13 protein-coding genes are annotated in these 13486 nt (G+C 43.4%); 12 read left to right on the top strand and 1 reads right to left on the bottom strand.

Annotated features, from left to right (window positions below; translation table 11 throughout):
- The 11 genes from BN587_RS12105 to BN587_RS10555 all read left to right on the top strand — a co-directional run.
- Nucleotides 1–364: amidohydrolase family protein (locus tag BN587_RS12105; protein ID WP_044484929.1), on the top strand; the 364-nt coding region annotated here is incomplete at its 5' end.
- A 31-nt stretch (nt 365–395) separates the two neighbouring features.
- Nucleotides 396–1271, top strand: coding sequence for a sulfide/dihydroorotate dehydrogenase-like FAD/NAD-binding protein (locus BN587_RS10600; protein ID WP_021721114.1), 876 nt, complete (start codon nt 396–398; stop codon nt 1269–1271).
- Complete coding sequence (gltA, locus tag BN587_RS10595; RefSeq protein WP_021721113.1) at nt 1256–2644, top strand: NADPH-dependent glutamate synthase; 1389 nt, start codon at nt 1256–1258, stop codon at nt 2642–2644. Before BN587_RS10600 ends, gltA begins: the two co-directional genes overlap by 16 nt.
- 220 nt (nt 2645–2864) lie before the next feature.
- Nucleotides 2865–4427, top strand: coding sequence for a type I restriction-modification system subunit M (locus BN587_RS10590; protein WP_021721112.1), 1563 nt, complete (start codon nt 2865–2867; stop codon nt 4425–4427).
- Nucleotides 4428–4531: 104 nt separating this feature from the next.
- Nucleotides 4532–5602: a PDDEXK nuclease domain-containing protein gene (locus BN587_RS10585; protein WP_021721111.1), complete on the top strand. Its 1071-nt coding sequence runs from the start codon at nt 4532–4534 to the stop codon at nt 5600–5602.
- The gene (locus BN587_RS10580; protein WP_021721110.1) at nt 5599–6255 is read left to right on the top strand and encodes a restriction endonuclease subunit S; all 657 of its coding nucleotides are present in this window, start codon (nt 5599–5601) and stop codon (nt 6253–6255) included. The genes BN587_RS10585 and BN587_RS10580 overlap by 4 nt, the downstream gene beginning before the upstream one ends.
- Before the next feature lie 26 nt (nt 6256–6281).
- The gene (locus BN587_RS10575) at nt 6282–6863 is read left to right on the top strand and encodes a restriction endonuclease subunit S (protein ID WP_021721109.1); all 582 of its coding nucleotides are present in this window, start codon (nt 6282–6284) and stop codon (nt 6861–6863) included.
- A gap of 3 nt (nt 6864–6866) precedes the next feature.
- Nucleotides 6867–10016 carry a type I restriction endonuclease subunit R gene (locus BN587_RS10570; protein WP_021721108.1) on the top strand — a complete coding sequence of 1050 codons (3150 nt, stop codon included), beginning with the start codon at nt 6867–6869 and terminating at the stop codon, nt 10014–10016.
- Nucleotides 10017–10030: 14 nt separating this feature from the next.
- Nucleotides 10031–10735: a GIY-YIG nuclease family protein gene (locus tag BN587_RS10565; RefSeq protein WP_021721107.1), complete on the top strand. Its 705-nt coding sequence runs from the start codon at nt 10031–10033 to the stop codon at nt 10733–10735.
- 17 nt (nt 10736–10752) lie between these two features.
- On the top strand, nt 10753–11184 hold the full coding sequence (locus tag BN587_RS10560) for a hypothetical protein (RefSeq protein ID WP_021721106.1): 432 nt from the start codon (nt 10753–10755) through the stop codon (nt 11182–11184).
- A 20-nt stretch (nt 11185–11204) separates the two neighbouring features.
- The gene (locus BN587_RS10555; RefSeq protein WP_021721105.1) at nt 11205–11426 is read left to right on the top strand and encodes a YdbC family protein; all 222 of its coding nucleotides are present in this window, start codon (nt 11205–11207) and stop codon (nt 11424–11426) included.
- Between the two features lie 246 nt (nt 11427–11672).
- Here BN587_RS10555 and BN587_RS11580 read toward each other — a convergent pair whose 3' ends face one another.
- Nucleotides 11673–12974 (bottom strand): ISL3 family transposase, encoded by a 1302-nt coding sequence (locus tag BN587_RS11580; RefSeq protein ID WP_021721104.1) that lies wholly within the window; start codon nt 12972–12974, stop codon nt 11673–11675.
- 407 nt (nt 12975–13381) lie between these two features.
- On the opposite strand from BN587_RS11580, the gene BN587_RS12250 reads away from it, so the two are divergent.
- Complete coding sequence (locus BN587_RS12250) at nt 13382–13459, top strand: putative holin-like toxin (RefSeq protein ID WP_366939773.1); 78 nt, start codon at nt 13382–13384, stop codon at nt 13457–13459.
- Nucleotides 13460–13486 lie beyond the last annotated feature (27 nt).

Raw genomic sequence — 13486 nt, 5'->3', positions numbered from 1 at the left:
GGAGGAATGCCGTGCTGCCGCAATGCTGCACAAGGCAACCACCTTTGATCCTCTCGTTGTTCCTGCTAAAAAAGCGTGGGAGATGGCAACCGTTGACGGTGCAAAAACACTGGGCTTTGCTGATACAGGCCTTCTGGAGGAAGGTCAGCAGGCAGATATCGTACTGTGGGATATGCATAAGCCTTACTGGTATCCGCGTCACAATAAGCTGTCCCAGCTGGTTTATGCAGCAAGCAGTACCGACGCCGACACTGTTTTCGTAGCAGGCAAAAAGGTTGTGGAAGCAGGCAAGCTGCGGACTTTTGACGAAGAAAAGATTTACGCGGAAGCTGAGGCTTGCACCAGAAAGCTCTTGAATAAATAGCAATTAGCAGCAAAAGGAGAAAAGCAAGAAAATGGCTAAAATCATTACCAAAGCAAATTTAGCACCTGCTGTTTACGAGTTCGTCGTAGACGCGCCGCTGGTGGCACACAAATGCCATCCGGGACAGTTTGTAATCATCCGCACTGACGAATACAGCGAACGTATTCCTCTGACTATTGCGGATTTTGACCGTGAAAAAGGCTATATCACCTTAATCGTGCAGGCTGTGGGCAACACCACCAAGCACTTGTGCGACACCTTTAACGAGGGTGACGATATTCTCGACGTAGTAGGTCCTTTGGGACATCCTTCCGAGATGGGCAAGTTCGGTACTGTTGTAGTAGTAGGCGGTGGCATCGGCGTTGCGCCTGTTTATCCCATCGCGCGTGCATACCACGAGCTGGGCAACAAGGTTATCTCCATCATCGGTGCGCGCGACAAGGATCTGGTAATCTGGCAGGATAAAATGGCTGCTATCAGCGACGAGCGGCAGAATAAAATTGCTCCTTTCAGCGACGAGCTGTTTTTGCCCACCGATAACGGCAGTGCAGGCCGCAAAGGCTTTGTAACCGACCCGCTGCGTGAAATGCTGGAGGCAGGCGAGAAAATTGACCTAGTATTGGCCATCGGCCCTGTTATCATGATGAAAAACGTGGCAGCGACCACCAAACCCTTCGGCGTTAAAACTACAGCCAGCCTAAACACTATCATGGTAGACGGCACCGGCATGTGCGGCGGCTGCCGTGTAATGGTTGGCGGCGAGAACAAATTTGCCTGTGTAGACGGACCGGAGTTTGATGCTCACGAGGTAGATTTTGCGAACCTGGTAATGCGTCAGCAGATGTACAAGGACCAGGAAGCACTGGAATATAGCTGTGGAGGTCATTGCAAATGCGTGGAGGAATGAGAAATGCTATGCCGGAACAGCCGGCTGATGTGCGTAACAAAAACTTTCAGGAGGTAGCACTTGGCTACACTAAGGAAATGGCAGTAGACGAGGCACAGCGCTGCCTGAACTGCCCCAAACCGCGTTGTGTAGGCAGCTGCCCTGTTAATATTGATATTCCTAAGTTTATTCATGAGGTGGCACAGGAAAACTTTGCCGAGGCTTATAAAATTCTCAAGCAGAAGAGTACCCTGCCTGCTGTCTGCGGCCGTGTCTGCCCGCAGGAAAACCAGTGCGAGGGCAAATGCGTGCTGGGCATCAAGGGCGAGCCTGTAGCTATCGGCCGCCTGGAGCGCTTTGTTGCCGACTATGCGCGTGAGCATGGCCTGGACAACGATGTTGAGGCTCCGGCAGAACGCAAGGGCAAGAAGGTTGCCGTAGTAGGCAGCGGCCCCAGCGGCCTGACCTGCGCCGGCGATTTGGCTAAAATGGGATATGATGTAACCATGTACGAAGCGCTGCACGCTGCCGGTGGCGTGCTGATGTATGGTATTCCGCAGTTTCGTCTGCCGAAGGAAATCGTACAGCATGAAATCTCCGCACTGAAAAAGCTGGGCGTAAAAATCGTAGTTGACGCTGTAATCGGCCGCACCTTCACCATCAAAGAGCTGATGGAGGAGGAAGGCTTCAGCGCTGTTTATGTTGGTACCGGCGCCGGTCTGCCGCACTTTATGCAGATTGACGGCGAAAACCTTAACGGCGTATATTCCGCCAACGAATTTTTGACGCGTGTAAACCTGATGAAGGCTTACGAATTCCCGAACTACGCTACACCTGTATACGTTGGCAAGAAGGCTGCTATCGTTGGCGCAGGCAACGTAGCAATGGACGCAGCGCGTACCGCGAAGCGCCTTGGCGCGGAGCAGGTTTATATCGTGTATCGCCGCAGCGAGGAGGAAATGCCCGCACGTAAGGAAGAAATCGGCCACGCTAAGGAAGAAGGCATTGAGCTGCGCCTGCTGAACAATCCGGTTGCTATCTTGGGCGATGAAAAAGGCTGGGTTAACGGCCTGAAGTGCATTAAGATGGAGCTGGGTGAAGCGGATGCCAGCGGCCGTCGCTCTCCTGTAGCTATCGCAGGCAGCGAATATGTGCTCGACGTTGACATGGTAGTTATGGCTATCGGCCAAGGTCCGAACCCGCTGATTAAACAGACTACCCCTGATCTGGAGGTTAACAAGCGCGGTAACATCGTTGCTGACGAGGCAGGTGCTACCTCTATTCCGGGCGTGTTCGCCGGCGGCGATATCGTAACCGGTGCTGCAACCGTAATCAGCGCTATGGGCGCTGGCAAGAAGGCTGCAGCTGCTATTGACGAGTACCTGAGCAAGTAAGGGGAAAGCCGGCGCTGTTGCATAATTTAATATGAGATAAGCGTAAAATCCTATTGCAGATGTTCTGAGTTAGTCTGCAATAGGATTTTTTATTGGTGCCGTTCAAAAAAATAAAAACCCTTAGAACGTTTCTTTTATCTGCTTAAGGCTGTATAATATAATTATGAATTTATTTGTTGAGTAATTACTATACATTAAGATAAATCTAGGAGGTTTTGACGTGACTGATATCAAGAAGGAACAGGAAAGAGAAGAGCTTCACCGTGCTATTTGGGCGATTGCGGATGAGCTGCGCGGAGCAGTAGACGGCTGGGACTTTAAAAACTATGTGCTTGGCACTATGTTTTATCGCTTTATTTCTGAGGATCTGACTAATTATATTAACCAAAATGAGATTGAAGCAGGTGACACTGACTTTGATTACGCTAAAATGTCCGACGAGGACGCAGAGGAAGCCCGTGAAGGTCTTATCGAGGAAAAGGGCTTTTTTATGCTGCCCAGCGAACTCTTCTGTAATGTTTGTGCTAATGCAGCCAATGACGAGAACCTTAACGAACGCTTAGAGCGTATCTTCAACAACATCGAGGGTTCTGCCAAGGGCAGTGAGTCTGAGGCGGATTTCTCCGGTCTGTTCGATGATTTTGACGTTAACAGCAATAAGCTAGGTGCGACCGTAGCGAAGCGCAACGAGCGCCTTGCAAAGCTGCTTAACGGCGTGAAGGATATGAACCTTGGTGATATTAATGACCATTCTATTGATGCTTTTGGTGATGCTTACGAATACCTTATGGGCATGTATGCATCCGGTGCCGGTAAAAGCGGTGGCGAGTTCTTTACTCCACCGGAAGTAAGTGTACTGCTTACGCGCTTGGGCACGGTGGGCAAGAAGGAAATCAACAAGGCTTATGACCCTGCCTGCGGCTCCGGCTCCTTGCTGCTCAAATGTGCTGAGCTTTTGGGCAGGGATGCTGTCCGTAACGGCTTCTATGGTCAGGAAATCAATATTACGACCTATAACCTCTGCCGTATTAACATGTTCCTGCATAAGATAGGCTTTGATAAGTTTGATATTGCCTGCGAGGACACGCTAACCAATCCGCAGCATTGGGATGAAGAACCCTTTGAGCTAATCGTATCAAACCCGCCGTATTCCGTAAAATGGGTTGGTGACGGCGATGCTACCTTGATTAACGATCCGCGTTTTGCGCCTGCAGGCGTGCTTGCCCCCAAGAGCAAGGCTGATATGGCTTTCATCATGCACAGTTTGTCCTGGCTCGCTGCCAACGGCACGGCTGCCATTGTATGCTTCCCCGGTATCATGTACCGTGGCGGTGCGGAACAGAAAATCCGTAAGTATCTGGTGGACAACAACTATGTAGATGCGGTTATTCAGCTTAGCGGCGGTCTCTTCTTCGGTACGAGCATTGCTACCTGTATTATGGTGCTCAAAAAAGGCAAAAGTGATAACAAGGTTATGTTCATTGATGCCTCCAAGGAATGCATTAAGGTTACGAATAACAATAAGCTGACGCCAGAAAATATTGACCGTATCGTTGATATTTTTGCTAAACGTGAGGATGTTGCTCATTTCAGCCATCTGGCGGACTATGCGGAAATCTCCGAGAACGATTTCAACCTTTCTGTTTCTACCTATGTGGAGCCTGAGGACACCCGTGAGAAAATTGATATCAAAAAGCTCAATACGGAAATCGCGGAGATTGTTGCCCGTGAGCAGGTTCTGCGCAGCGAAATTGACAAGATTATTGCGGAAATTGAGGGGTAAATCGCTAGCCGTAGCTACCGAATAGAAGCTTGCTATTTAGTATAGTTGAAATATTTGGCACGCGTGCGTGCCATTTTCTGATGTTACAGAATAGAGGTAGGGTAATGGGTAAAAATTTAATGACTGATGAATATAATGCTACTCTTATTGATATTAAGAATATAATATTTCAAAGTAGAGATAAGGCATACAAAGTTATTAGTTACGCAACGCTTGATACCTATTGGAAAATCGGGAAAAGGATTTTTAAAGAAGAGCAAAATGGTAAAGAACGTGCGGCATATGGAGAAAATTTAATTAAGATATTATCAGCAGAGCTGACTAAAGAATATGGCAAAGGTTTTTCGGAAAGAAATCTGCGTAATTTTAGAAAGTTTTATATACTTTTTCCGGATAAAGCAATTTGGCAGACATGTCTGCCAAATCTTAATTGGTCGCATATTTGCAGCCTTCTTCGTGTTCCTGACGAAGCTGCCCGCCTTTGGTATATGAAAGAAGCAACGAGCGAAGGTTGGAGTTCACGCACTCTTGATAGGAACATTGGCACACAATATTATTACCGCCTGCTGCAATCGCCGCAAAAAGAAAAGATTATTGCGGAAATGAAGGCAAAAACCGCAGAGTATCAAAAGAACAAGTTTGAGCTTTTAAAAAGTCCGATTATCGCCGAATTTCTTGGCTTTCGTACCGAGGATTCTTTTGTGGAATCTGATCTTGAAGCAGCGATTCTGTCACATATCCGCGATTTTCTTATGGAAATGGGCAGAGGTTTTGCGTTTGTTGCACGCCAACAGCATATCGTGACGGATACGCAGGATTATTATATTGATTTGGTGTTTTACAATATAGAGTTGAAATGTTATGTGCTGATTGACTTGAAAATGGGCACAATTACGCATCAGGATGTGGGACAGATTGATATGTATGTGCGTATGTATGACGAGTTGAAACGCAAAGAGGGCGATAATCCCACGATTGGCATTTTGCTTTGCAGCGAAACGAGCGAAGATATCGCACGTTATTCTGTGCTGCACGACAATGACAGGCTTTTCATGTCGAAGTATCTGACCTATCTGCCGACGAAGGAGCAGTTGCGCACGGAAATTGAAAGGCAGAAGGATATATTTTATATGCAACATCCGCAGGAGAAGGAAGATGGTGGTGAAACACAATGAGTAATTTGGAAGAGTTAATTGAAAAGCTGTGCCCCGATGGGGTGGAATATAAAGAGCTTAAAAATATTATAAAATCTTTAAATACTGGCTTGAATCCAAGAAAATTTTTTAAATTAAATACTGAAGATGCAAAAAATTATTATGTCACGATTAGGGAAATCAGAGGTAATAAAATTGTGTTTTCCGATTCGACTGATAGAATTAATGATGATGCATTGAAACTTTGTAATAACCGTTCCAATCTTGAAGTTGGAGATATTTTATTTTCCGGTACTGGTACTATTGGTATGACAGCTTTGATTGATGAGGAGCCAATAAATTGGAATATAAAAGAAGGTGTATATGCTATTAAGCCATGTTCTGATATTATTGATTCTAAATTTTTAATGTATATGCTTCAGTCGAACGAAATAAAAACAGAATGCTTAAAGCGTATATTTGGTGGTACAGTAAAAAGTATTTCAATGAAAGATTTAATGAGTATTAAGCTCCCTGTACCTCCTCTGGAGGTACAACGTGAGATTGTCCGTATTCTGGACAATTTCACGTTCTTAACAGCCGAGCTTGCAGTTTCCGTTTCTAACCAGCCGAGCTTGCAGCCGAGCTTGCAGCTCGGCAGAAGCAGTATGAATATTATAGGGATTTACTGTTGACGTTCAAACCGAATGAAAGGACCATTTTGAACGAACGAACGAACGAACTAGAGCTTAATGCGCCTGTACGCTGGATGAAGCTGGGGGATATTGCTGATATTAAGCGTGGAATACGTGTCGTAAAAAAACAACTTATTACAGAAGGGAAATATCCTGTATATCAAAATAGTCTTGAACCTATGGGATATTTTAATAAGTATAATTGTGAAGCTGAAACAACATATGTTATTAGTGCTGGAGCAGCAGGAGAAATAGGTTTTTGTAATAAAAAGTTTTGGGCAGCAGATGATTGCTTGATTTTTACTGATACTAAGAATGTTAATAATAAATTTATCTATTATTCTTTGTTGGTTAGAAAAAATATTTTGTTAGCTAATGTAAGAAAAGCTAGCATACCAAGACTTTCAAGAATTGTTGTAGAAAACTTAATAATTCCCGTCCCATCTCTCGAAGTCCAACAACGCATCGTTGGCATCCTCGACCGTTTCGACACTCTTTGCAACGACATCTCCAGCGGTCTGCCGGCAGAAATTGAAGCGCGCCAAAAACAGTATGAATACTATCGTGACAAGCTTTTAACCTTTAAGGAATTTAAAAAGGAGGCGTAAGCCATGCCTTATTTCAATATCGTAGCGGAAACTACGGAAAGCACGGTTATAACCGAATATGAGCCTGTGCCAAGACGCTCGGACAGCTACCAGAGCGAAGCGGAGCTGGAAAAGGAATTTATCCGTCTGCTGACTGAACAGGGCTACACCTATCTGAACATTCATAAGGAAGCTGACCTTATCGCTAATCTGCGTGAACGCTTGGAAGAGCTTAACAATATTAAGTTCACCGACAGCGAATGGCAGCAGTTCTTTACTACTGCTATCGCTAATCCTAATGACAAGATTGAAGATAAGACGCAGACAATCCAGGAGGACTATGTAAAGGTTCTGAAGCGTGAGGACGGCACTTCCAAGAATATCCGCCTTATTGATAAGAAGAACGTGCATAACAACCGCCTGCAGGTGCTTAATCAGTACGAAAACGGCAAGGCAGAGGGTGCAAAGTATAATAACCGCTATGATGTGACTGTGCTAGTCAACGGTCTTCCGCTGGTCCATATCGAGCTAAAGCGCAGGGGAGTGCCTATCCGCGAAGCTTTTAACCAGATTGAGCGTTACCAGCGTGATTCCTTCTGGGCGGGCTGCGGACTCTTCGAATATGTGCAGATTTTTGTTATCTCCAACGGTACGCTAACCAAGTATTACTCTAATACTACACGTATCAATACAATCAAGGATGCAGTGAGCGGTAAGACCAAGAAGTCCAAGACAAGCAACAGCTTTGAGTTTACAAGCTACTGGGCTGATGCCAATAACAAGGTAATTCCTGATTTAGTAGATTTTGCCAAAACCTTCTTTGCCAAGCACACGTTGCTTAACATCATCACCAGATACTGTATTTTCACTTCTGAAAAGATGCTGATGGTTATGCGTCCTTATCAGATTACGGCAACGGAACGCATTCTGAACCGCATTGAGATTGCGCACAACTATAAGAAATACGGCAACGTAGCCGGAGGCGGTTTTATCTGGCATACTACCGGCAGCGGTAAGACCTTGACCAGCTTTAAGACTGCAAGGCTGGCTTCACAGCTTGATTTCGTTGATAAGGTTCTTTTTATCGTAGACCGCAAAGACCTAGACTACCAGACCATGAAGGAATATGACCGCTTCGAGAAGGGCGCTGCCAACAGCAATACCAGCACGGCGATTCTGAAAAAGCAATTAGAGAATCCTAATGCTAAAATCATTATCACTACGATACAGAAGCTTGCTAATTTTATTAAGAGAAACCAGCAGCATGATGTCTATAATAAGGAAATAGTTATCATCTTCGATGAATGCCATCGTTCTCAATTCGGTGATATGCATACCGATATTATCAAGCATTTCAAGAAGTATTACCTGTTCGGCTTCACTGGTACGCCTATCTTTGCCAAGAACGCAGGCGCAAGGAAGAACGCACAGCTTATGACTACGGAGCAGGCCTTCGGTGATAAGCTCCATACCTATACCATCGTTGATGCTATTAATGACAAGAACGTCCTGCCCTTCCGTGTTGATTTTATCAAGACTATGGCGCTGGAAGAGGATATCAAGGACGAAGATGTATGGGGCATTGACCGTGAGAAGCCAATGATGGCTCCCGAACGTATTTCGCTTGTAACCAAGTACATTCTCAATAACTTTGACCGTAAGACCTACCGTGGCGACAAGACCTATGTGTTCAACGCTCTGACCAACATTAAGGATGTTGCTTCTGCAGGCCGTCAGGAGGTTGAAGAAATCAAGCGTAAGCAGCGTCTGAGCGGTTTTAACTCTATTTTCGCGGTAGCTTCTGTGCCGATGGCTAAGCTCTACTATCAGGAGTTCAAAAAGCAGATGGCGGAGGATCCTTCCAAGTCTTTAAAGATAGCAACTATCTTCAGCTATGGAGCTAATGAAGAAGAAGCTGACGGCGTTATTGATGACGAGAACTCCGAGGATACATCAGCCCTTGACCAAAATTCAAGAGATTTCCTTGAAGATGCTATCCGTGACTATAACGTCATGTTCCATACGAACTATGATACTTCCTCTGACAAGTTCCAAAACTATTATAAGGACGTATCGCTCCGCATGAAGAACAAGGAGCTTGACCTGCTTATAGTAGTAAATATGTTCCTTACAGGCTTCGATGCGACCACGCTCAATACGCTCTGGGTTGACAAAAACTTAAAGATGCACGGGCTTATTCAGGCGTTTAGTCGTACAAACCGTATCCTGAATTCCATTAAGACCTACGGCAACATTGTATGCTTCCGCCGGTTACAGCCACGCATGGAAAGTGCTATTGCGCTTTTCGGAGACCGTGATGCGAGCAGCATTGTGCTTGTGCGTACATTTAAAGAATATTATTATGGCTGCAGGGACGATGATGGCAAGCCTGTACGCGGCTATATTGATATGATTGCTGAGCTACAGGAAAAATATCCTGCCTCTGAGCATCAGATTATTGGCGAAAAGAACCAAAAGAACTTTATTATGCTTTTCGGTGCAGTGCTTCGTATGCGCAATTTGCTTAGCTGCTTCGATGAATTTGTCGGCAAGAAAGGCATCAGCGAGCGTGATATGCAGGATTACCTCAGTATTTATGAGGATTTACGCCAAAACTGGCCTCCTAAAGGACCGGAAGGCGAGAAAACCGACATCACCGATGATGTTGTCTTTGAGGTTGAGCTTGTAAAGCAGATTGAAGTCAACATTGACTATATCCTTATGCTGGTCAAACAGTACCATGAGAGCAACTGCGAGGATAAGGAAATACTGGTTACTATCCAAAAGGCTGTTGATTCCAGTCCGACTCTGCGCAGCAAGAAAAAGCTTATTGAAGCGTTTATTGAGGATGTCAACGATAGTGATGGTAACGACATAATAGGAGACTGGAATGATTTTGTCTTTGAAAAGCGCGAAGAAGAGCTTGAGGATATCATTAAGGCTGAAAAGCTGAAGCCTGAAGCTACACGCAACTTTCTTGAAAACGCATTTCAACAGGGTGAAATCAAAACTGCCGGTACAGATATTGATAGCATGATGCCGCCTGTAAGCCGTTTCACGAAAAATAATAAGCGTGAAGAAAAGAAGATGGGCATTATTGACCGTTTGAAGGCTTTCTTTGAGAAATACTTTGGCATCGGCGGCAACAGAAGTTTTTTCAGTAAGAAGGATTGATTGGAGGCTTATGTATGGCAAAAGGTATAATTTATCTTATGAGTACAGCTGTTCCCGGTTTGATAAAAATCGGAAAGACTACAATGGCTAATTATTCTCAGCGCATGTATAATCTAGAAAGCAACGGTTATCGTAATGTTTCTTCGTTGAAGCGTGTTTTTGCTATTGAAGTGGAAGGGTACGATGAAAAAGAGCTACTTTTGCATACTATTTTTGAGAAGAGCCGTGTAGCTGATGCTGAGTTGTTTGCTATTGATGTAAACGTTGTAATACAGCTTCTGTCTTCCTTTGAAGGTACTGTGGTGTTCCCGATATCAGAAACTAAGCAGGAAATTTTTGAAGCTGCGACGGAGAATATTACGTGCGGGATAATCCCTGATGGTGTTTATTATTTTGCACGTAAGAAGAAGTCTGATAATAAGCTGGTAAAGGCAACGGTCAGAGTGATTAATGGCTACTGGACTTTGCTTAAAGGAAGCAGTCTAGGTATTCATGAGGATATAGGTACTTCTAATAAGTCAAGAAAATTGCGTACGCAGTTGCCTATGGATGCTAATGGTGTCCTGTTAGATGATTTTAGTTTAGGGGACTGTTCCCCGAGCTGTGCTGGAAGCGTTGTTTTGAATCAGTCATGTGACGGTTGGATAGAGTGGAAAAATGCTGCCGGCAAGACTATTGATATTTATCGTAAGAGTGCGCTTGGAACTGAAGCTGATTAATGATTGGAGCGATGCTTATGCTGGTAAAAGATTCCGCTGATTTTATGGACGATATAACTAGAACGGAAGTAGCAGATTTTTTGTATTCTACCATTGTTGATAATATTGCTGATGAACTTAGAGAACAAGAAGGGATGCAGAATAACAACGCTTTGATAGATTTAGGTGATCAGGTTGCTAATGGTGGCTCGGTTTATTGGGATGTTTATGTGAAGACGGTAGAGGACATGACTGTAAAGTACCTGGATAGGATTCCCGAAAAGTTTTTGTGGGCTATGTGGCAAGATGGCCGTTATATTGATAATATAGTGGATGATGAGAATGATCTCGATAATATCCCGCTCCATACTGATTTGGCTATGGAAATCTTTAACAGATTATGTTTAATTGCCGAAGAAGAATATGATAATTATGTTATCGAAAGCGGTTTTGACGAGGAAGATGAATAGCTTTATAGGGGGTTTTACATATGCCTAAGACAGAAATATCTTTTGAAATTGTTGAACATATCGGTGTTCTGAGCACCGGTTCTAAAGGCTGGACTAAAGAGCTTAACCTGATATCCTGGAACGGGCGTGCGCCTAAGTACGACCTTCGCGAATGGTCTCCGGAGCACGACAAAATGGGTAAGGGTGTGACGCTCAGTAAAGAAGAGCTGGAGGCACTAAAAGATTTTTTACAAAAAATGTAAGATTGACTTTATGAACAAAGAGGTTGGGACAAAACCCGGCCTCTTTGTTTTTAAATATGCTTAAAATAAAGGCATTGGTCCAAATTTTGGGGTTGGGCTGTTACATGAGTGTGGGTCGACCTAGTCCGTAGTTGTGGGTAGACCTATTACAATATGTGGGTCGTGCTAGTACAAATTTTGTGGTCGACCTAGTCCATGTTATTGGGTTTCAATGGCTAGAGCGTATTGCTCCAGCCATTTTCGTCTTTAAAGAGTGAATTTATCGTATTTGTTGAGACAATAAAGGATTCGGTTACGGGTTCGTTTAAAATTTCTAAAGCCGTTGGCATTTATAATAAGTTTCTTCAGAATTCTGTTCTTCGATTCAATGTAACTGTTATTTATGCGCCTGCCATTAATCGTTGTAAATGAGTTTAGTATTTCTTGTTTCCAATTAACCAGAAGGCCATAAAATTCATTGTATTCAGGTATTCCGGAGTCACCAAATCGGTTCTTAAGTATATCGTATTTTTCTTCGAGACTGCCGGAAGCTTTGTAATATTCTCCACTCTGATTAAATTTCAGATATAATTCTTTTAAGTTATAAGCAATTTCCAACTCTGGAAATTGAGCAAACAGTAAGTCTCGGATATCTCTTAAATTGACATAACGGCCTAAGGCTTTGTTGTATTTTGGTTCATTATCCAAGTCCGTAGTATGGTTAAATACAAAATTAAATTTTCTTAGAAGATACTCATAGGTATGGTTTTCAGTATTTCGTGCACATCTTAGCCTAATCTTATTAAAGTCATCTGTAAGATGTTTGGTTACATGAAAGCTGTCTGCACAAACAATGGCATCCGGAAAACATATCTGTGCAATATCCCTAAAGTTGTCATACAGATCCATGGATATATACTTTACATTGTTGAGTTCGCTGCGTTTGAGAGTGTAGTTTTGAATATCTCCACGGATAGAGGAAAAATAGTCAATAAGGTAATGCTTTCTGCGTGTGGGAAGTACATCTATTACTTCACCCGTGATAAAATTCATGAGCAGGCAGCAGTAAAGAGAATCCATATCAGATTCAGGGAAATAGTGCTCATCCATGGATAATACCATTGGTAAAGGCTTACGCATAATATCTACGTGTTTGTCAAATAATCTTAGAACAGTAGCTTTGGAAACATGGTATCGTTCAGCAACACTGGTATAAGTGTCTTCGGGATGCTTTAAATCTTTCAAAATATTAATTTTGGTTTCGTGAGTTAGTCCGTCATTGGCTTTAGTAAAGGGATTAAGTTCGTTAAAAGAATAAGAACACTTGGGACAACGGAATCTTCTTTGGCGATAAACAATGCTACATTTACGATTGACCAGTGTAGAGTGTGTGAGAGTTCGTGGATAGTATCCATGAATTTTTATAGGTCCGGAACAGAACGGACAGATCTTAGAGGTAACCTTTAGCTTAAGATTAATAATGATTGAGCCGTCGGACTGCGCAATGGTTTGTAGTTCCTCAATCTTATCCTCTTGAATGTTAAGCATATTTGTGATAAACTGACGCATAGATAAAAAATCCTCCTTCGTTTTAGTAATATAGGCAATTACTATTTTAACGAAGGAGGATTTATTTGTTTAGATGTGGCTTGTACAGAAATTTTAGTCTGTACAAGCCATTTTTGCTTATTGTTGAACAGGGTATTTTTGCCTACGACCACAAAAGTTGTACTAGGTTGACCCACAGATTTGGACTAGCTTGAGCACAAGAATGTACTAGCGAAACCACAAAATGTACCAGGTCTTAATCGAGCACAAAAATTGGACTAGGTCGACCCAACCACAAGTAATGGACTAATGCAAAATAAAAAACACACCTTTAGAGGTGCATTTTAAAAATATCAATATTATGTTATAATACATTTTGAGACAACTGGTAGTCGTTTTTTCTACTCCCTAGCGAGTGGGGGGATGTTATGACTGTTTTCGAAGCGTTATCTCTGATGATTGCTTTCGCAACTCTGGTCGTGCTGATCCTTACGTATCGTAAGTAATTACGGCATGAAAAAAACCGCCTAGCG

The organism is Phascolarctobacterium succinatutens CAG:287 (assembly GCF_000434895.1).
GTDB classification, from domain to species: domain Bacteria; phylum Bacillota; class Negativicutes; order Acidaminococcales; family Acidaminococcaceae; genus Phascolarctobacterium_A; species Phascolarctobacterium_A succinatutens_A.
Note: the sequence above shows the minus strand (reverse complement) of the source record. Positions and strands in the feature narration are given on the sequence as shown.

Coding starts and splice junctions, on each gene's coding strand:
- BN587_RS10600 (WP_021721114.1), top strand. CDS start 396: ATGGCTAAAATCATTACCAAAGCAAATTTAGCACCTGCTGTTTACGAG.
- gltA (WP_021721113.1), top strand. CDS start 1,256: ATGCGTGGAGGAATGAGAAATGCTATGCCGGAACAGCCGGCTGATGTG.
- BN587_RS10585 (WP_021721111.1), top strand. CDS start 4,532: ATGGGTAAAAATTTAATGACTGATGAATATAATGCTACTCTTATTGAT.
- BN587_RS10580 (WP_021721110.1), top strand. CDS start 5,599: ATGAGTAATTTGGAAGAGTTAATTGAAAAGCTGTGCCCCGATGGGGTG.
- BN587_RS10570 (WP_021721108.1), top strand. CDS start 6,867: ATGCCTTATTTCAATATCGTAGCGGAAACTACGGAAAGCACGGTTATA.
- BN587_RS10565 (WP_021721107.1), top strand. CDS start 10,031: ATGGCAAAAGGTATAATTTATCTTATGAGTACAGCTGTTCCCGGTTTG.
- BN587_RS10560 (WP_021721106.1), top strand. CDS start 10,753: ATGCTGGTAAAAGATTCCGCTGATTTTATGGACGATATAACTAGAACG.
- BN587_RS10555 (WP_021721105.1), top strand. CDS start 11,205: ATGCCTAAGACAGAAATATCTTTTGAAATTGTTGAACATATCGGTGTT.
- BN587_RS11580 (WP_021721104.1), bottom strand. CDS start 12,974: ATGCGTCAGTTTATCACAAATATGCTTAACATTCAAGAGGATAAGATT.
- BN587_RS12250 (WP_366939773.1), top strand. CDS start 13,382: ATGACTGTTTTCGAAGCGTTATCTCTGATGATTGCTTTCGCAACTCTG.